Source organism: Stenotrophomonas sp. PE591, from assembly GCF_018320795.1.
Lineage (GTDB): Bacteria > Pseudomonadota > Gammaproteobacteria > Xanthomonadales > Xanthomonadaceae > Stenotrophomonas > Stenotrophomonas maltophilia.
This window is the reverse complement of the sequence record NZ_JAAOKO010000010.1, coordinates 122,518-140,758: the sequence shown is the minus strand read 5'-3', so window position 1 is coordinate 140,758 and position 18,241 is coordinate 122,518. Positions and strand designations below refer to the sequence as shown.

General features: G+C 67.6%; 15 protein-coding genes. 9 read left to right on the top strand and 6 right to left on the bottom strand.

Annotation, left to right across the window (positions count from 1 at the left end; all coding sequences use genetic code 11):
- Positions 1-5 precede the first annotated feature (5 nt).
- The 4 genes from JLDANKMP_RS19400 (at position 6) to JLDANKMP_RS19385 (ending at position 3,869) form a co-directional block, all read left to right on the top strand.
- Complete coding sequence (locus JLDANKMP_RS19400; RefSeq protein WP_212561871.1) at positions 6-725, top strand: HAD-IA family hydrolase; 720 nt, start codon at positions 6-8, stop codon at positions 723-725.
- 3 nt (positions 726-728) lie between these two features.
- A complete protein-coding gene (locus tag JLDANKMP_RS19395; RefSeq protein ID WP_005411979.1) occupies positions 729-2,096 on the top strand; it encodes a M17 family metallopeptidase in 1,368 nt (455 codons plus the stop codon).
- Between the two features lie 136 nt (positions 2,097-2,232).
- Complete coding sequence (locus JLDANKMP_RS19390; RefSeq protein ID WP_212561869.1) at positions 2,233-3,336, top strand: catalase family peroxidase; 1,104 nt, start codon at positions 2,233-2,235, stop codon at positions 3,334-3,336.
- A complete protein-coding gene (locus tag JLDANKMP_RS19385; protein WP_088436371.1) occupies positions 3,333-3,869 on the top strand; it encodes a cytochrome b in 537 nt (178 codons plus the stop codon). The genes JLDANKMP_RS19390 and JLDANKMP_RS19385 overlap by 4 nt, the downstream gene beginning before the upstream one ends.
- Positions 3,870-4,517: 648 nt before the next feature.
- Here the strand turns inward: JLDANKMP_RS19385 and JLDANKMP_RS19380 are convergent.
- The 4 genes from JLDANKMP_RS19380 to JLDANKMP_RS19365 are packed head-to-tail and all read right to left on the bottom strand — an operon-like array spanning position 4,518 to position 8,013.
- Positions 4,518-5,120, bottom strand: a complete 603-nt coding sequence (locus tag JLDANKMP_RS19380; RefSeq protein ID WP_005407733.1) for a response regulator transcription factor — start codon at positions 5,118-5,120, stop codon at positions 4,518-4,520.
- Positions 5,117-6,331: a sensor histidine kinase gene (locus JLDANKMP_RS19375; protein ID WP_049460177.1), complete on the bottom strand. Its 1,215-nt coding sequence runs from the start codon at positions 6,329-6,331 to the stop codon at positions 5,117-5,119. Before JLDANKMP_RS19375 ends, JLDANKMP_RS19380 begins: the two co-directional genes overlap by 4 nt.
- Before the next feature lie 6 nt (positions 6,332-6,337).
- The gene (locus JLDANKMP_RS19370) at positions 6,338-7,120 is read right to left on the bottom strand and encodes an ABC transporter permease (protein WP_049433627.1); all 783 of its coding nucleotides are present in this window, start codon (positions 7,118-7,120) and stop codon (positions 6,338-6,340) included.
- Positions 7,117-8,013, bottom strand: a complete 897-nt coding sequence (locus JLDANKMP_RS19365; protein WP_049403473.1) for an ABC transporter ATP-binding protein — start codon at positions 8,011-8,013, stop codon at positions 7,117-7,119. Before JLDANKMP_RS19365 ends, JLDANKMP_RS19370 begins: the two co-directional genes overlap by 4 nt.
- 202 nt (positions 8,014-8,215) lie before the next feature.
- Here JLDANKMP_RS19365 and JLDANKMP_RS19360 point away from each other — a divergent pair, with 202 nt between their 5' ends.
- The 5 genes from JLDANKMP_RS19360 (at position 8,216) to JLDANKMP_RS19340 (ending at position 16,021) form a co-directional block, all read left to right on the top strand.
- The gene (locus JLDANKMP_RS19360) at positions 8,216-9,469 is read left to right on the top strand and encodes an efflux RND transporter periplasmic adaptor subunit (RefSeq protein WP_212561867.1); all 1,254 of its coding nucleotides are present in this window, start codon (positions 8,216-8,218) and stop codon (positions 9,467-9,469) included.
- A gap of 102 nt (positions 9,470-9,571) precedes the next feature.
- On the top strand, positions 9,572-10,261 hold the full coding sequence (locus JLDANKMP_RS19355; protein WP_004137569.1) for an ABC transporter ATP-binding protein: 690 nt from the start codon (positions 9,572-9,574) through the stop codon (positions 10,259-10,261).
- A 14-nt stretch (positions 10,262-10,275) separates the two neighbouring features.
- Positions 10,276-11,433, top strand: coding sequence for an ABC transporter permease (locus tag JLDANKMP_RS19350; RefSeq protein WP_212561866.1), 1,158 nt, complete (start codon positions 10,276-10,278; stop codon positions 11,431-11,433).
- A gap of 13 nt (positions 11,434-11,446) precedes the next feature.
- Entirely contained in the window at positions 11,447-12,769 is a 1,323-nt protein-coding gene (locus JLDANKMP_RS19345) for an ABC transporter permease (RefSeq protein ID WP_005407726.1), read from the top strand.
- A 393-nt stretch (positions 12,770-13,162) separates the two neighbouring features.
- Positions 13,163-16,021, top strand: a complete 2,859-nt coding sequence (locus JLDANKMP_RS19340; protein WP_005407725.1) for a TonB-dependent receptor — start codon at positions 13,163-13,165, stop codon at positions 16,019-16,021.
- Between the two features lie 206 nt (positions 16,022-16,227).
- Here JLDANKMP_RS19340 and rarD read toward each other — a convergent pair whose 3' ends face one another.
- Both rarD and yedA read right to left on the bottom strand, forming a co-directional pair.
- Positions 16,228-17,124 (bottom strand): EamA family transporter RarD, encoded by an 897-nt coding sequence (rarD, locus tag JLDANKMP_RS19335; RefSeq protein WP_212561865.1) that lies wholly within the window; start codon positions 17,122-17,124, stop codon positions 16,228-16,230.
- Positions 17,121-18,026: a drug/metabolite exporter YedA gene (yedA, locus tag JLDANKMP_RS19330; RefSeq protein ID WP_043035189.1), complete on the bottom strand. Its 906-nt coding sequence runs from the start codon at positions 18,024-18,026 to the stop codon at positions 17,121-17,123. Before yedA ends, rarD begins: the two co-directional genes overlap by 4 nt.
- Positions 18,027-18,241 lie beyond the last annotated feature (215 nt).

Here is an 18,241-nt window from a genome sequence, read left to right as displayed (position 1 = left end):
GCGGGGTGAATTTCCCCGTCCAAGCCATCACCCTCGACCTTGACGACACGCTGTGGCCGTTCGCTCCGATCGGCGCCCGCATCGAACAGGTCCTGCACGCCTGGATGTGCGAACACAGCCCCGCTACCGCCGCGATGTATCCGGTGGAGGCGATGCGCGAACTGCGCGAGCGGCTGTACCACGCCCATCCGCACCTCCACCACGACCTGAGTGCGCTGCGCCGGCTGACCCTGCACGAAGCACTGCACGCCAGCGGTGCCAGCCTCGATCTGCTGGAGCCTGCGTATGAAGTGTTCTACGCCGCGCGCAACCAGGTGGAGTGCTATCCCGATGCGATCGACGCGCTGGCGCGCATTGCCGCACGGGTACCGGTGGCGGCGCTGAGCAACGGCAACGCCGACCTGGAGCGGATCGGCCTGGCCCATCATTTCGCCTTCCAGCTGGGTTCGCGCGAACACGGCGCGGCCAAGCCCGAAGCCAGCATCTTCCATGCCGCGTGCACCCGCCTGGGTGTGGCACCGGCACAGGTGCTGCACGTCGGCGACCATGCCGACATGGACGTGGCCGGGGCGATTGCCGCCGGCCTGCGCGGCTGCTGGATCAACCGCGACGCAGCCACCTGGACCCATCCGCAGCTGCAGCCGGACCTGCAGTTCGACACCCTTACCGGCCTGGCCGACTGGTTGGATGCCAACCTCGACGCCGCCGCACCCCGGAGTACCTGACGCATGAGCGAGATCACTGGTTTCACCGCCGACACCGCTGCGGCGCTGCCGTTGTACGTGCTGGACCGCGAGCAGTTCGCCGCCTGGAAGGACAGCCAGCCGGCTGCCACGCAGGCGTGGCTGGCATCGCAGGGCTTCAACGCCGGCGCCCACAGCGTGGCACTGCTGCCGGGCGCCGATGGCCTGGCCGGTGCCGTGATGGGCGTGGGTGATCGTGCCGATGCCTACAGCTATGCGCATGCGCCGCACGCGCTGCCGGAAGGCAGCGTCTGGCAGCTGGCCAATGAACTGCCGGCCGCCGAACTGGCGCTGCTGCAGCTGGGCTGGGGCCTGGGCAGCTACCGCTTTGACCGCTATCGCAAGCGCAACCGCGCACCGGCGCAGCTGGTAGCCTCGCCGACCGGCGAAGTGGCCGACCTGATCGCCGCCAGCCTGCGCGTGCGCGACTGGGTCAACACCCCGACCGAAGACATGGGCCCGCAGCAGCTGGAAGACGCCGCGCGCGCGCTGGCCGACGCACATGGTGCGCAGGTCGAGGCGATTACCGGCGACGAACTGCTGAAGCAGAATTTCCCGGCCATCCACGCCGTGGGCCGCGCTTCGCACCGTGCACCCCGCCTGGTCGTGCTGCGCTGGGGCAGGGAAACCGACCCGGCGCTGGTGCTGGTCGGCAAGGGCGTGTGCTTCGATACCGGCGGGCTGGACATCAAGCCGGCCGACGGCATGCGCAACATGAAGAAGGACATGGGCGGCGCCGCGCACGCACTGGCCCTGGCCGGCCTGGTGATGGCGCGCGGGCTGCCGGTGCGCCTGACCCTGCTGGTGCCGGCAGTGGAAAACGCGATCGGCCCCGATGCGTTCCGTCCGGGCGAGGTCATCGCCACCCGCAAGGGCCTGAGCGTGGAGATCGACAACACCGACGCCGAGGGCCGCGTGATCCTGTGCGACGCATTGACCTTCGCCGGTGAGCAGAAACCGGACCTGGTGCTGGACTTCGCCACCCTCACCGGTGCCGCGCGCATCGCCCTGGGCCCGGACCTGCCGGCGCTGTTCAGCAACGACGACACGGTGGCCCAGCAGTGGCTGCAGGCCGGTGACGCGACCCGCGACCCGGTCTGGCGCATGCCGCTGTGGCGCCCCTACCTGCGCTACCTGAGCAGCGGCATCGCCGACCTGGCCAACGCCGGTTCGCGCATGGCCGGCTCGGTTACCGCCGCGCTGTACCTGGAACGCTTCCTGGAAGACGGCCAGCGCTGGGCGCATCTGGACGTGTATGCCTGGAACGACGGCGAGCGCCCGGGCCGTCCGGCCGGTGGCGAAGCGCTGGCGCTGCGCTCGGCGTGGGCGATGCTGAAGCAGCGCTACAGCTGATCGGGTGGGTGCCGACCGTTGGTCGGCACGCCGTCCCCGGAAAATCTGACGAAAAATTGAATTTCGGCCCCGGCCGGGTTCTGCGAGGATGTGTGGGTCGACCACCCACACGCTCCGTGAAGGCAGGACTCCGACCATGTCGCTCTTCCGCTACACCCGCGCTGCCCAGACGCCGGGCGCGCCACGCAAGCATTCACCCCTGCTCTGGATCGCACTGATCGCACTCATTCTGGGTGCGGTCGCGCTGGCCTTCGCCTGGCTGGCCGGCTGGATTGGCGGCCGCCTGACCGCGCAGCGCTTCACCGACACCATCGAAGCCACCGGCCCGGCACATCCCGGGTTCCGCCGGGCGCACAGCAAGGGCATCTGCGTGAGCGGCTGGTTCGAACCCAGTGCACAGGCCCCTACCCTGTCCAGTGCACGGGTGTTCTCGCAGCGCCGCGTGCCGGTGATGGGCCGCCTGTCGATCGGCGGTGGTGATCCCTACGGTGCCGACAACACCGCGCGCGTACGCAGCCTGGCGGTGCAGATGGTCAGCGATGATGGCCAGGAATGGCGCATGGCGATGAACAGCTTCCCGTTCTTCGCGGTGCCCGATGCCGAGGCGTTCTACGAGCAGACGCGCGCCTCCATTCCCGACCCGACCACCGGCAAGCCCGACCCGCAGAAGATGGCCGCGGTGCTGGCGAAATACCCCAGTGCACAGGCGTTCCAGCAGTGGGCCAGGACGGCACCTTGGACCAGCAGCTGGGCTGACACCACCTTCAACAGCGTCAACAGCTTCTGGTTCACCAACGCGCAGGGCCAGAAGCGTGCGGTGCGCTGGCGCTGGCAGCCACAGGCGCCGGTGGTGGAGATGGATGCGGAAACGCGCAAGCAGGCCAGTGCCGATTTCCTCAGCCAGGAACTGCAGCAACGCCTGGCCAGCGGCCCGGTGCGCTGGAACCTGGTCGTCACCACCGCCGCGCCCGGCGATGCCATCGATGATCCATCGGTGCCGTGGCCAGAGTCGCGTGATCAGGTGGTGGCCGGCGTACTCAGCCTGGACCGCATGCAGTCGCAGGAAAAAGGCGCGTGCGGCCAGATCAACTTCGATCCGCTGATTCTGCCCAGCGGCGTGCGCGGCAGTGACGATCCGATCCTGGCGGCCCGCTCGGCGGTGTATTCGCAATCCTTCAACCGCCGCGAGCGCGAGCGCGCCAGCGGCAACGTCGAGCAACCGAAGGAGGCCGCACGATGAGCACCGGCAACGGCCACTTCAACCTGCTGGCGCGGGTGCTGCACTGGACCATGGCGCTGATGATCATCGCCATGCTGTTCATCGGCGTGACCATGGTCGCCTCGCTGCACCTGCGGCCGATGCTGATCGACCTGCACCGACCACTGGGCATCGCGATCCTGCTGCTGGTGCTGCTGCGCCTGTACAACCGGCTGCGCCACCGCCCGCCGCCACTGCCGGCCGACCTGCCGGTGTGGCAGGTGATGGCGGCCAAGGCCTCGCACTGGATGCTGTATGCGCTGATGCTGGCGATGCCGTTGATCGGCTGGGCGATGCTGTCGGCCGGCGGTTACCCGATCGTGCTGTGGGGCGGCCTGCACCTGCCGCCTATCGTGCCGCACACCCCGGCGTTGTATGCCGCGCTGCGTAATGCGCACAGCCTGCTGGCGTATGTGTTGTTCGCCACGGTGCTGATGCATGTGGGGGCGGCGCTGTTCCACCTGTGGGTGCGGCGGGATGGCGTGTTCCAGGCGATGGCGCGCGGGAAGGATTGAAAGGGTTCGCCGGGAGTTCCCGGCGGATTGTTTCCGCGACTGCGGGGGGGTGTCACTTTTCTTTTCGCGCGAAAAGAAAAGTAACCAAAAGAAACGCGCCGCCAGAGCGCGAGCCGGTGCTGCGCACCGGTGCCCTGTGCTTCTCGGTGAATCAGGGGACGGCGCCGAACTCGCTACGCTCAAACACCGGCGCCTCTTCGCCCCTGATTCCCCTGCGATGCTCGGCTCGCTCAAGGCGGACCCAACATCAAGAGCGACAGCTGCACCCAGTAGATCCACGCCATGCGTGGATGTTGTTGCCGTTGATCTTGACCTTCCAGTCCGCCTTGAGCGAGCCGAGCACCGCAGGTCCGGCGAGGGCGAAGAGGTGCGGGTGTCTGAGCGCAGCGAGTTCCCGCGCCGTCCCTCGACGGACCGAGGAGCGCAGGGCACCGGCGTGCAAAGCACGCCGGCTCGCGGCCGGCGGAGCGTTTCTTTGGTTACTTTCTTGATGGCGCACATCCATGTGCGCCACCCTACGGGCCGGCTACGCCGTTCCACGCTGCTCCTGCAGCGTGGTGCACGCGCAAAGAAAGTGACACCTCTCCGCAGGCGCGGAAACGATCCGCCGGGCAGCGCCCGGCGCTACCAGTGCGTCGGCGCACGCCGCTACAACCATCCCTTCTGCCGCGCCAGCCGGTACGCCTCGATCCGATTGGCCACACCCAGCTTGCCGATGCACTCGGACAGGTAATTGCGCACCGTACCGTGCGACAACCCCAGCTGCTCGGCAATCTCGCTGGCGGTACGGCCCTCGCCCGCCAGCCGCAGCACGCGGCGTTCGCGGTCGGTCAGCGGGTCGGCCTGCGACCACGCATCCAGCGCCAGCTGCGGGTCGATCGCGCGGATGCCCTGCTTCACCTTGCGCAGGGCATCGGCCAGGTTCTCGGCTGGTGCGTCCTTCAGCAGGTAGCCCAGCACGCCCGCTTCCAGCGCGCGGCGCAGGAAGCCGGCACGGGCGAAGGTGGTCACGATCACGACCTTGATCGGCAACTCGTGGCGGGCGATGCGCTGGGCCAGTTCCAGCCCGGACAGGCCAGGCATTTCGATGTCAGTGACCAGAATGTCCGGCTGCAGCTGCTGCAGCATGCGCCACGCCGCCTCGCCGTCAGCAGCGCTGCCCAGCACCTCGATGTCCGGCTCCAGGCCCAGCAGCGCCGACAATGCACCGCGCACCATCGCCTGGTCTTCGGCCAGCAGGATGCGGATCATGCGGCACCATCCCGTGCCAATGACGCTGGCGACAGCGGCGTGGTCGCGGCCACCAGTGGCACGCGCACGGTCACTACCGTGCCTTCTCCGCGCGGCGACTGCAGTGACAACTGGCCGCCCAGCGCCATCGCCCGTTCGCGCATGCCACACAATCCGTTGCCCTCGGCCTGTACGCCACCGCGGCCGTCATCGCGTATCTGCATCACCAACTGTCGTTCCTCAAGCATGAAATCCACCTGCACCCGGGTCGCCTGCGCGTGGCGCACGATGTTGGTCGCAGCCTCGCGCAGCACCAGCGCCAGCCCACGTTCCACGTCGACCGGCATCGGCGGCGGCGGTGTGTACTGCAGGTGTACCTGCTGGCATTCCAGCAGCAGGCGCGCCGAGGCCAGCTCGCCAGCCAGGTCGCTGGCGCGGATGCCGGTCACCGCACTGCGCACCTGGGCCAGCGCCTCGCGGGCGATCGCCTCGGCTTCGCCGATCTCCTGCCGCGCGCGCGCGTCATCACGGTCGTACAGCTTGCGCGCCAGTTCCAGCTTCAGCGTGATCAGCGACAGCGTGTGGCCCAGCAGGTCATGCAGATCGCGGCCGATACGCTCGCGCTCGGCGGTGGTGGCCAGCCGCCGCACCTCGTCCTGGGACAGCTGCAGGGCAACGTCCCGTTGATGGCTCAAGGCCTCCACGTTCACCACCAGGCCGACGATGAACGACACGGCCGGCATCCACACCATGGCTTGCCACGGATAACCGACGTAGAGCGCAGCGCCGCAGAACAACAGGTTCAGGCCGGTGAGCTGCAACAGGTACACCCACCAGCCGCCACGGCTGCTCATGCGGATCATCACGCAACCGAACACGAAGTAGCTCAGTCCCGACGGATACCACGGCAGCAGCACCAGGGCCATCAGGATCATGCCCAGCGCATAGCGCCATGCGTGGTGCCGTGGCGCCAGCATCACCTTCGCATAGAGCAGCAGGAACAGCGGATAGCTGGCCACGGTCAGCAGCAGCCAGCGCACCGTGAAGCCATTGCCGAGCACCGGGGTGAGGAAGATCCAGACCGACCACAGCAGGTGGATCGCACCGCTCCAGGGCGACTTGCCACGCCGCAGCAGGTCGGCCACCGCCGAGTCCGGCGCGGGGCGCAGCAGGGACGCAAGCCAGCTCGACGACACGGAAGAATCCAGGCGGGAATGATCGCTGCCGATCATGCCAGTTCAGCCGATCCGGCGCAGGCGGCGGCGTGCCAGCAGCAGCGCCACCACCGTGACCGCCAGCAGCACCAGCAGGTGGCCAGCCATGCTGCCCACCGACGGCAGCCCGACCACCGGCAGCGCCAGCTGCGCCAGATGCCAGGTTGGCCACAGCGGTGCCATCATCGAGAACACCTTGGGCAGCGCCGACAACGGCAGCCACAGGCCCGACAGCAGGGCCAGCGGCAGGTAGACCAGGTTGACCATCGCCGGCGCCGCGCTGGCACTGACATGACTGCCGATCAGCAGGCCGATCGCCCCCAGCGGCAGCGCTGCCAGGCCCGCCACCGCCAGCAGCTGCAGCATCTGCACTGCCTGCAGCTGCACGCCACCCAGCGCGCGCGCCACCCCGATCAACAGGGCGGCTACCAGCAACGCGAACATCACGGCCATCGCCAGTCGCGCCAGCAACGGTGCCGCCGCCGGCATCGGCAGCGCTCGCTTGAGGGTCAGCAGGCCGCCTTCACGGTCCAGCGCCAGCTGCACGCCGAAGCCGAACAGGGCCGGGGCCATCGCACCGAACACGCAGTAGGTGGCCAGCAGGTAGAGCGGTGCATGGCCGCGGCCCAACAGCACGCCGAACAACAGGTAGAACAGCACCGGGAACAGCAGCGAAGGCACCGCGAAGGCGGGTGTACGCCAGGCGCGGCGCAGCTCCGCCACCAGTTCAGCGCCGTACGGGCGCAAGGCCTGACGCCACGCCGATACCGGCGCGGGTGTAGTGCCGGTACGGGTCATCGTGTTCATGCGGCCTCCCGGGTCATGTCGAGGAAAGCGTCGGCCAGTGCCGCGCCCTGTACTTCCAGCTCACGCAGCTGTGCATCGGCGGCCAGCAGGCGCGCCACCACCGGCTCGGCCGGGCTTGCCATCAACTGCAGGTGCTCGCCATCACGCTGCACCTGCTGCACGCCCGGCCACTGCTGTACGTCTTCAACAGTCAGCACGCTGCGGCAGCGGATGCGGCGCGGCCGATCGGCCAGGCGCAGCTCGCTCAACGGTGCGTCGGCCAGCACCCTGCCCTGCTCCAGCACCACCACCTGCTGCGCCAGCGCTTCGGCCTCTTCCAGATAGTGGGTGGTCAGCAGCACGCCGCAGCCTTCGGCCACCAGCTGCCGGATCGCCTGCCACATCGCCTGCCGCGCCTGGATGTCCAGGCCGGTGGTGGGCTCGTCCAGGAACAGCACGCGCGGGCGGCCACACAGCGCGATGGCGAACTGCACCGCGCGCTGCTGGCCACCGGACAGCTGACCGTAGCGACGGCCTGCCAGTGCCTGCAGGCCTGCGCGCTGCAGCACCTCCTGCAGCGGCATCGGGTCCGGATAGCAGGCGCTGGCCTGCGCCACCAGTTCGTCCACCTGCAGCATCGGCGGCAGGCTGGTGCTCTGCAGCATCACGCCCAGGCCGAGGCGGCTGCTGCGCTGCTGCGGGTCGCCACCGAGCAGCTCGACCTGGCCGGCATCGGCGCGGCGCAGGCCCAACAGCACGCTGATCGCGGTACTCTTGCCGGCACCGTTGCGGCCCAGCAATGCCAGCACCTGGCCAGCGCGGACCTGCAGGTCGATGCCCTGCAGGGCGGTATGGTCGCGGTAGCGCACCTGCACCTGCTGCAGGCGGGCCAGCGACGGGGCGATCGGATCCATGGGCGGTACCGGTAGCGGGGACGTTGCCATCCTGTGCCGCCGTGGTCACATTTCGCAGTTGCCGCCGTCAGTGTCATCGGATGACAGCTGTCACTGCCGTCATCGCTGTGCCTGCCTTCATGCTGTGCCGCACGCTCCACCGCCGGAACCGCCGCCGTCCGCGCTTCCGGCCACACCCGCCCGAACGCCTGTGATGGAACGAATGAACGCTTCTGCCGAGCTGTTGAAGGAACTCCGTATCGACCGCAAGTCGCCGCCGCCCGCCTCCGGTGGTGGCAGCAATGGCGGTGGCCGTCGTTGGCTGTGGATCGCGATCATCGTGGTCGTGCTGCTGATCGCCGCTGCCGTGGCCTTCCTGTTCGGCCGCGCGCCGGCCGTGGAAGTGGAAGCCGCGCCCGCAGTGGCCATCCAGCAGGGCAGCGCCAGCAGTTCGGTGCTCGATGCCAGTGGCTACGTGGTCGCCCGGCGCATGGCCACGGTCTCGGCCAAGATCACCGGCAAGGTGCGCGAGGTGATGATCGAGGAAGGCATGCGGGTCGAAGCCGGCCAGGTGATGGCCACCCTGGATCCGATCGATGCCGATGCGCAGCGCAGCCTGTATGCCTCGCAGTTGCAGGCCGCGCGCAGCCAGGTGGCCGGGCTGGAGGCACAGCAGAAGCAGGCCGCCGCCGAAGCCAGCCGCCTGCAGGCGCTGGTCGGCCAGCAACTGGTGTCACGTTCGCAGTACGACCAGGCCGTGGCCCAGCGCGACAGCCTGCGTGCGCAGCTGGAAACGGCCCAGCGCAACGTCAAGGTCGCCAACGACCAGCTGGCCATTGCCGATCTGGGCGTGGACAACAACATCGTGCGCGCGCCGTTCTCCGGCGTGGTCACCGCCAAGGCCGCGCAGCCGGGCGAAATCGTTTCGCCGCTGTCGGCGGGCGGTGGTTTCACCCGCACCGGCATCGGCACCATCGTCGACATGGACTCGCTGGAGATCGAAGTCGAGGTCGGCGAGGCCTTCATCGGCCGCGTGCAACCGAAGATGCCGGTGGAAGCCACGCTCAACGCCTATCCGGAGTGGAAGATTCCGGGCGAGGTCATCGCCATCATCCCCACTGCCGACCGCGGCAAGGCCACCGTGAAGGTGCGCGTGGCGCTGAAGGTGAAGGACCCGCGCATCGTGCCGGAGATGGGCGTGCGGGTCAGCTTCCTGGAGCAGGCTCAGCCGCAGGCGGCCGCCAAACCGCAGGGCGTGCGCGTGCCGGCTGGCGCGGTGGTCCAGCGCGAGGGCGCCTCGGTGACCTTCGTACTGGGCGACCAGAGCCGCGTGCAGCAGCGCACGGTCGAGGCCGGCCAGGCGATGGGCAAGGACCGCCAGATCCTCAAGGGCGTCAGCGCGGGTGAGTCGGTGGTGGTGAACCCGCCGGACACCCTGCGCGATGGCGCCAAGGTGCATCAGAAACAAGCGCAGTAACGGCCTGGCGCCCATGGGCGCCGCCGGCAACACCGCTCGACGCACGCCTGCGGCCACCGCAGGTGCGCTTCCCCGTTTCCCGCCTTCCGTGGAGAACCACCCATGTCGACCCTGGTTTCACTGCGCAACATCACCAAGACCTACCAGCGTGGCCCCGAGAAAGTGCAGGTGCTGCACGGCATCGACCTGGACATCGCCAGCGGCGACTTCGTCGCGCTGATGGGCCCGTCCGGCTCGGGCAAGACCACCCTGCTCAACCTGATCGGCGGCCTGGACAACCCCAGCGGCGGCGAGATCAGCATCGAAGGCGAGCGCATCGACCAGATGAGCGGCGGCCAGCTGTCGACCTGGCGCAGCCACCACGTCGGCTTCGTGTTCCAGTTCTACAACCTGATGCCGATGCTGACCGCGCAGAAGAACGTGGAGCTGCCGCTGCTGCTGACCCATCTCAATGCCGCGCAGCGCCGGCGCAATGCCGAGATCGCGCTGACCCTGGTCGGCCTGGCCGACCGCCGCAGCCATCGCCCCAATGAACTGTCCGGCGGCCAGCAGCAGCGCGTGGCGATCGCGCGGGCGATCGTCTCCGACCCGACCTTCCTGATCTGCGACGAACCCACCGGCGACCTCGACCGCCAGTCCGCCGAGGAGATCCTCGGCCTGCTGCAGCAGCTCAACCGCGAACACGGCAAGACCATCATCATGGTCACCCATGACCCGAAGGCCGCCGAGTACGCCACGCACACGGTGCACCTGGACAAGGGCGAGCTGGCCGACGCGCCGCTGGCCCACTGACGGAGGCCACGGCGATGAAATACTTCTCGTTGGTGTGGGCGCAGCTGTTCCGCAGCCGCACGCGCACCCTGTTGACCCTGCTGTCGGTGGTGGCCGCGTTCCTGCTGTTCGGCATGCTCGACTCGGTGCGCGTGGCGTTCTCGTCCGGCGGCAGCGTGGAAGGCGCCAACCGCCTGGTGGTGGCCTCGCGGCTGTCGATCACCCAGTCGCTGCCGATCCGCCTGGAAACCCAGATCCGCCAGGTGGCCGGCGTGCGCGACGTGGCCTACGGCATGTGGTTCGGCGGCATCTACCAGGATCCAAAGAACTTCTTTCCGAACTTCTCGGTGTCGCCCAACTACTTCGATGTCTACCGCGAGCTGCAGATCGATCCGGCCCAGCTGGAGGACTGGAAGCAGACCCGCACCGGCGCCATCGTCGGCGAATCGCTGGCCAAGCAGTTCGGCTGGAAGATCGGCGACACCATCCCGTTGCAGGCCACGATCTTCCCGCGCGGCGGCAGCAACGACTGGCCGCTGGAACTGAAGGGCATCTACCGTTCCAAGGACCGAGCGCTGGCGGCCAACGAAGAACGCCAGTTGATGATGAACTGGAAGTACTTCGATGAATCCAACGACTACATCAAGAACCAGGTGAGCTGGTACACGGTGACGCTGGACAACCCGGATCAGTCCTCGCGGGTAGCGCAGGCCATTGATGCAATCTCGGCCAACTCCGACCACGAGACCAAGACCCAGACCGAGTCGGCGTTCCAGCAGGCCTTCGTCAAGCAGTTCGCCGACATCGGCATGATCGTCACTTCAATCATGGGCGCGGTGTTCTTCACCCTGCTGCTGCTGACCGGCAACACCATGGCGCAGGCGGTGCGCGAGCGCGTGCCGGAGCTGGCCACGCTGAAGACGCTGGGCTTCAAGGACAGCACCGTGCTGACCCTGGTGATGGTGGAGTCGGTGCTGCTGATCGGCCTGGGCGGCCTGATCGGCATGGGCCTGGCCGCACTGATCCTGCCGGCGATCGGCCCGAAGAGCATGGGCATGCTGCCGCCGCACGTACCGACGCCGACCTGGCTGATGGGGCTGGGCCTGATCGTGGTGATCGGCATCATCGTCGGGTTGTTGCCGGCGCTGCGTGCCAAGCGCCTGAAGATCGTCGACGCACTGGCCGGCCGCTGAGGAGGACACCGACATGTTCAAGAGCAAACTCAAGAAATGGCTGGGCAACGGCCTGACGGTGCTGCTGCTGGTGATCGGCCTGGTGCTGTGGATCAGCCTGCCGTGGTTCGGCGTGCTGGCCGTGGCCGTGCTGGTGGCACTGTGGCTGCTGCTGACTCGTGGCGGACGGTTGGCGCTGGCCGCCACCCGCATCGGCGTGGCCAGCCTGCCGCAGCGCTGGGGCGCGTCCTCGGTGATCGTGGTCGGCATCGCCGGCGTGGTCGGCGTGCTGGTGGCGATGCTGGCGATGGGCGAAGGCTTCCAGGCCACGCTCAACAACACCGGCGACGACACCACCGCCATCGTGCTGCGCGGCGGCTCGCAGGCCGAGACCAACTCGGTGATCACCCGCGAGCAGGTACCGACGTTGTCCACCCTGCCCGGCATCAGCCGCGATGGCGAAGGCCGGCCGCTGCTGTCGCCGGAGCTGTCGCAGGTGGTCAACCTGGTATCGAAGTCCGACGGCACCGACGTCAACGCGCAGTTCCGCGGCGTTGGTCCGCAGGCCTGGGCCGTGCATGACAAGGTCAAGATCATCGAAGGCCGCAAGTTCGCAGCCGGCCTGCGCGAGATCGTGGTCGGCCAGGGTGCCAAGGGCCAGTTCCGCGACATGGACGTGGGCAGGACGCTGACCCTGGGCAACCAGACCTGGACCGTGGTCGGCGTGTTCGCCACCGGCGATGCGCACGATTCGGAGCTGTGGACCGACGCCGATACGCTGGCCACCACCTACCAGCGCAGCGCCTGGCAGTCGATCAGCGTGCGTACCGATGGCAAGGCCGGCTTCGAGCAGTTCAAGGCAGCGGTCGCCGCCGACCCGCGCCTGAAACTGGACGTGGAAACCACCCGCGTCTACTACAGCAAGCAGGGCGGCGGGCTGACCAAGCTGATCGACATCCTCGGCAAGGTGATCGGCACGATCATGGCGGTGGGTGCAGTGTTCGGCGCACTCAACACCATGTATGCGGCCGTGGCCACGCGTGCGCGCGAGATCGCCACCATGCGCGCGATCGGCTTCCGCGGCCTGCCGGTGGTGACGGCGGTGATGCTGGAGACCATGCTGCTGGCGTTGCTGGGTGGCCTTCTGGGGTGTGCGGTGGCGTGGCTGCTGTTCAATGGCTACAGCGTGTCCACCATCGGCAGCAACTTCAGCGCGGTGGTGTTCAAGTTCCATGTGTCGCCGGAACTGCTGTGGACCGGACTGAAATGGGCGCTGGGCATCGGCCTGGTCGGCGGCCTGTTCCCGGCGCTGCGCGCGGCACGTTTGCCGATCACCACGGCGTTGCGCGAAACCTGAGCATCACGCAGCGGTGGAATGCGCATCACGCAGGGGGACGGAGCGAAGGCTCCGTCCCTCTTCTTTTGCGCGTCATCCACGCTTGGTGGTGAGCCAGGACGTCCAGTAGATCCACGCCATGCGTGGATGGATGCCGGCGCACGCGCACGGCTACAGATTGCGGGAAATACGCCGCTATCGATGCCTCTGCCCATCGCAAGCGCAACGCGCGTGACGTCGCGCACATCCCATCTGTGGATTGTTGGTTGCGATTCATTTTCGCGCCCATCCGCGGCGCAGAGGCAAACAGTTACGAATGGAAACATTCTAGAATCGCCCCCCCACGTTGGTTTGCAGCACCCCACGCGTCCATAGAACGGGCGCTTGTTTTTCCTGAAACACGAGATTTCACGGATGTCCCTGAAAACCAATCCGCTGCGCAACGCGATCGTCATCGCGCTGGCCGCCAGCTGCACCACCCCCGCCTTCGCACAGAGCGCCGGCGATACCCCGACCAACCTCGATCGCATCGAAATCACCGGCTCGCGCATCCGCCAGGCCAGTGTCGAGACCGCACAGCCGGTCGTCGCGCTCAGCCGCGCCGAGATCGAGAAGAAGGGTTACATCAACGTCGCCGACATCCTGCAGGACGTCACCGCCGCCGGCGCACCGAGCCTGAGCCGCTCGTCGTCGCTGAGTTCTTCGCGCGACTTCGGCGGCACGTACGTCAGCCTGCGCAACCTCGGCCCGGAGCGCAGCCTGGTGCTGATCGACGGCCGCCGCATGGGCGTCAGCGCCGGTGGCTACTCCGACCTGGCTTCGATTCCCTCGGCGATTGTCGAGCGCGTGGAAGTGCTCACCGATGGCGCGTCCGCGCTGTACGGCTCGGACGCCATCGCCGGTGTGGTCAACATCATCACCCGCAAGAACTTCGACGGTGGCGAAGCCAGCGTCTACGTCGGCCAGTACGGTGAAGGTGACGGCCAGAAGCGCTCCTACAGCGCCACCTTCGGCAAGACCTTCGACCGCGGCTGGTTCAGCGTCGGCGCCGAGCGCACCAAGGAAGACGAGATTCTCGGCAGCGAGCGCGAGTTCAGCCGTTACCCGGGTGGCCCGCGCCATCCCGACGACGTCAAGGCACTGAACCAGACCACGCAGTGGGGCAGCGTCACCGTCGACGGCAAGTCGCTGACCGTGGGCCCGGGCGGCGACCCGAGCCAGAAGGGCAACTTCCACACGCCCAATCCGGCCGATGGTGCCAACACCAAGACCAACATGAGCCTGCTGAGCGGCCTGGAGCGCACTTCGGTGTTCGCCAACGGTGGCTTCTCGATCACCGATGACCTGCGCATCGTGGCCGACGCGCTGTACAGCAAGCGCGAGTCGACCAAGCACCTGGCCGGCTACCCCTACTCGGTGTCCACCGCACAGGCGCGCAACGGTTCCCGTGCTGCCCTGTCCAAGGACAGTGCGTTCAACCACTGGGGCCAGGACGTGCTGTTCTCGCACCGCACCGAAGAAATGCCGCGTGCGACCGAGAACAACCTGGACACCAAGCGCGCCAGCATCGGCCTGGAAGGCAGCTTCGAAACCGGTTCGCGTTACTGGGACTGGAACGTCAGCTACATGTACAACCGCAATGAAGGCGAGCGCATCGGTACCGGCAGCATGTACCAGCCGCACGTCGACCTGGCGGTCGGCCCATCCTTCATGGATGGCACCGTGGCACGCTGCGGCAGCCCGGGTGCAGTGATCGCCGGCTGCGTGCCGTGGAACCCGGCCGCGCCGATGGGCTATGCGGGCCCGGGCTCGCTGAGCAACCAGGACGTGCAGGACTACCTGTTCACCCGCTTCGTCGACAAGATGAAGAGCACCACCAAGGTCGCCAGCGCCAACATCTCCGGTTCGGTGTTCACCCTGCCGGCCGGCGACGTGATGGCCGCGATGGGCTTCGAGCACCGCAACGAAGAAGCCAGCTACACCCCGGACCTGATGGTGCAGAAGGGCCAGATTGCCGGCACCACCGGCCAGCCGACCCGTGGCGACTACTCGCTCAACGAGGTCTACCTGGAGCTGCAGGTACCGCTGCTGGCCGACATGCCGTTCGCGCGTGAACTGTCGCTGGACCTGGCCGGCCGCTACACCGACTACAACACCTTCGGTTCGACCACCAACAGCAAGTTCGGCCTGAAGTGGAAGCCGATCGACAGCCTGCTGGTACGCGCGACCTATGGCACCGGCTTCCGTGCGCCGACCGTGGACGACCTGTACGGCGGTGCGGTGAAGAGCCGTGATTCGTTCACCGATCCGTGCGATACCTCGTTCGGCATCGCTGCCAGCAGCGCGACCGTGGCCGCACGCTGCCAGGCGCTGAAGGTGCCGGCGGACTTCCGCCAGCAGACCGCGTCGGAAGGCAACGTCGCCAACCGTCCGGGCCAGCAGGGCATCGCCGATTTCGACTCCGGTTCCAATGCGAACCTGAAGCCGGAAACCGCCAAGACCTGGACCGTGGGCCTGGTGTACAGCCCCGAGTTCGTGCCGGGCCTGGACGTCAGCCTGGACTGGTGGAAGATCCGCATCGACAACGCGATCGTGGGTGAGTCGGCCACCGACATCCTCAACCAGTGCTACGTGCAGGGCGTGGATTCGGCGTGCGGCCGCTTCACCCGTTCCACCAGCGCCAAGACGCTGGGTCAGGTGACGTCGCTGGACCGCTCGCTGGTCAATGCGGGCTACCGCGAAACCGCCGGCTACGACTTCAGCCTGCGTTACCGCCTGCCGGAAACCGCGTTCGGCCGCTTTGCCGCCACCTGGAACACCACCTACACCGACTACCTGGAGCAGCGCAACGACAGCGCCGCCACCACGCCGGTGGAGCAGAAGACCGGCTGGCAGGGCAACTTCCGCGTGCGTTCGACCTTCAACCTGGACTGGCAGTACGGCGACCTGGGCATCGGTTGGACCGCCCGCTACTACTCGGGCATGAAGGAAGCCTGCTCGTATGACCTGGCCGGTGGCCCGGACTGCAACATGGCCGGCTTCGTCTCGCCGTACACCGATGCGCAGCCGAGCCGCAAGGTGGGCTCCAACACCTTCCACGACCTGCAGGTGCGTTACAGCCTGCCGTGGGACGGCACCGTGTCGCTGGGCGTGAACAACGTCTTCGACCACCAGGGTCCGATCATGTACAGCCAGCCGAACAGCAGCTTCACCTACTACGGTGGCTTCGACATCGGTCGTTTCATGTACATGAAGTACCAGCAGCGCTTCTAAGCCTGCAACCGCGTTCCCGCCACCGCCATCTCTCTCTCCTGGCGGTGGATGGAAGCAGAACGGCGCCCTTCGGGGCGCCGTTCTTTTTTGGGTGGAAGCGGGTCGGATCCCTTCGCCCTGCGAAGGGCTCTGACCCCACGCGACGGATAGAACAGGGTCAGAGCCCTCCGCGTTGCGGAGGGATCCGACCCCGCAGCCCGCCGGCGCTAGCGCTTGGCGCGCATCGTGCGGATGTTGTCACCGACGAACAGGATCAGGCCGGCCCAGATCGCGGCGAAGCCAATCGCCTTGGCAGTATCGAACGCTTCGTGGAAGAAGAACACGCCCAGCAGCAACTGCAGGCTCGGCGCGATGTACTGCAGGATGCCGACCAGCGACAGCGGGATGCGCTTCACGCCGTAGGCGAAACCGATCAGCGGCACTGCGGTCACTGCGCCACCGAAGATCAGCAGCAGGTCATTGCGCCAGCCCCAGCCGTGCAAGAACGCGCCGCCATGGCCGTTTTCCGCCCAGATCGCGAAGGCCAGCGCCGGCAGGAACAGGTACATGCTCTCCACGCCCAGGCCGGCCACCGGATCGACCGAGACCAGCTTGCGCAGCAGGCCATACAGGCCGAACGAACAGGCCAGGCCCAGCGCGATCCACGGCGGCGTACCCGCGTCGATGGTCAGCCAGGCCACGCCCACCGCCGCCATCGCCACCGCCACCCACTGCAGGCGCCGCAGCCGCTCCTTCAGCACCAGCACGCCCAGCAGCACGTTCACCAGGGGGTTGATGAAGTAGCCCAGGCTGGTCTCGATCACATGGCCGGCGTTGACCGCCCAGATGTACAGGCCCCAGTTGAAGGCGATGGTCAGGCTCGACACCAGCAGGATCGGCAGCGCGCGCGGCTGCGCGGCGATCTTCTGCCACCAGCCCAGGCGCGAGCTGATCAAGAGCCAGCCCAGCACCATCACGGTGCTCCAGATGATGCGGTGGGCGATGATCTGGAACGAGGGTACCTCGTTGAGCAGGTGCCAATAGACCGGCACCAGGCCCCAGATCACGAAGGTGGATGCGGTGACCAGCAGGCCCCGGCGTTGTTCTTTCTCGTCCATGCTCACTTCTTTCTCGTCCTTGCCATTGTCAGCACCACCACACCCAGGAGAATCACCGCCATCGCCAGCAGGTCGCGCCAGCCGAAGCGCTCGCCGTTGAGCAGCGCGCCCAGCAGCACCGCGATCACCGGATTGACGTACGCATAGCTGCCGGCCAGCGCCGGCCGCACGTTCTGCAGCAGCCAGACGTAGGCGGTGAACGCAACGATGGAACCGAACACGCACAGGTAGGCCATCGCCAGCAGGCCACCGGTATCGGGCAGCGTGGTCGGGCGCTCGCCGACCGCCAGGCCGATCAGCACCAGCAGCACACCACCGCAGATCATCTGCCCGGCGGCGGTCATGAACGGGCCCGGCAGGTCCAGGCCGCGCGCCCACACCGAACCGAAGGCCCAGCCGATCGGCGCGATCAGCAGCAGCACCAGCCCGGTCGGCGAGGCCGTCAGGCTGCTGCCGGCGTTGAGCCAGACTACGCCGAGGAAGCCGATGGCGATGCCCAGCCACTCACCGCGGCTGGCATGCTGCCCGCGCAGCGCCGAGAACAGCGCCATCCACAGCGGCACCGAGGCCACCGCTGTCGCGGCCAGGCCCGAGGACACCTCACGCTCGGCCAGCACCACCATGCCGTTGCCCAGCACCAGCATGGTCACGCCCATCACCACCAGGTTGCGCCACTGCCGCAGGGTCGGGTTCGGCATCTTCCAGAACAGGCGCAAGGCCAGGAACATCAGGCCACCGGCAATGATGAACCGGCTGCCGGAAACCATCGTCAGCGGCAGCGCGCCGCCGTGCAGGGCCTTGGCGATGCCCAGGTAGGTCGAGCCCCAGACCACGTAGACCAGCAGCAATGCCAGCGCGACAAGGCCACCCCGGGGGGCAGCCGCAGACGAAGAGGGGGGAACCGACATGACACACCAGGGAGCCGGGGGAAGGCGGATTCTAGGACGTTTTGAGTATGGTCCGGCACCCCGGACGGTGGCACGCTGTCATCCATCCATGCACCCTGCTCTGGTCTGCTACCCCGTGTTGACGGCGGATGCAGTACCAAGAGGGCTGCCCGGCCGCGCCGCCCCAAGGCCGGGCGCCGTTTTCCCTGCGCACGGACGCGCCGCATCGAGGATTC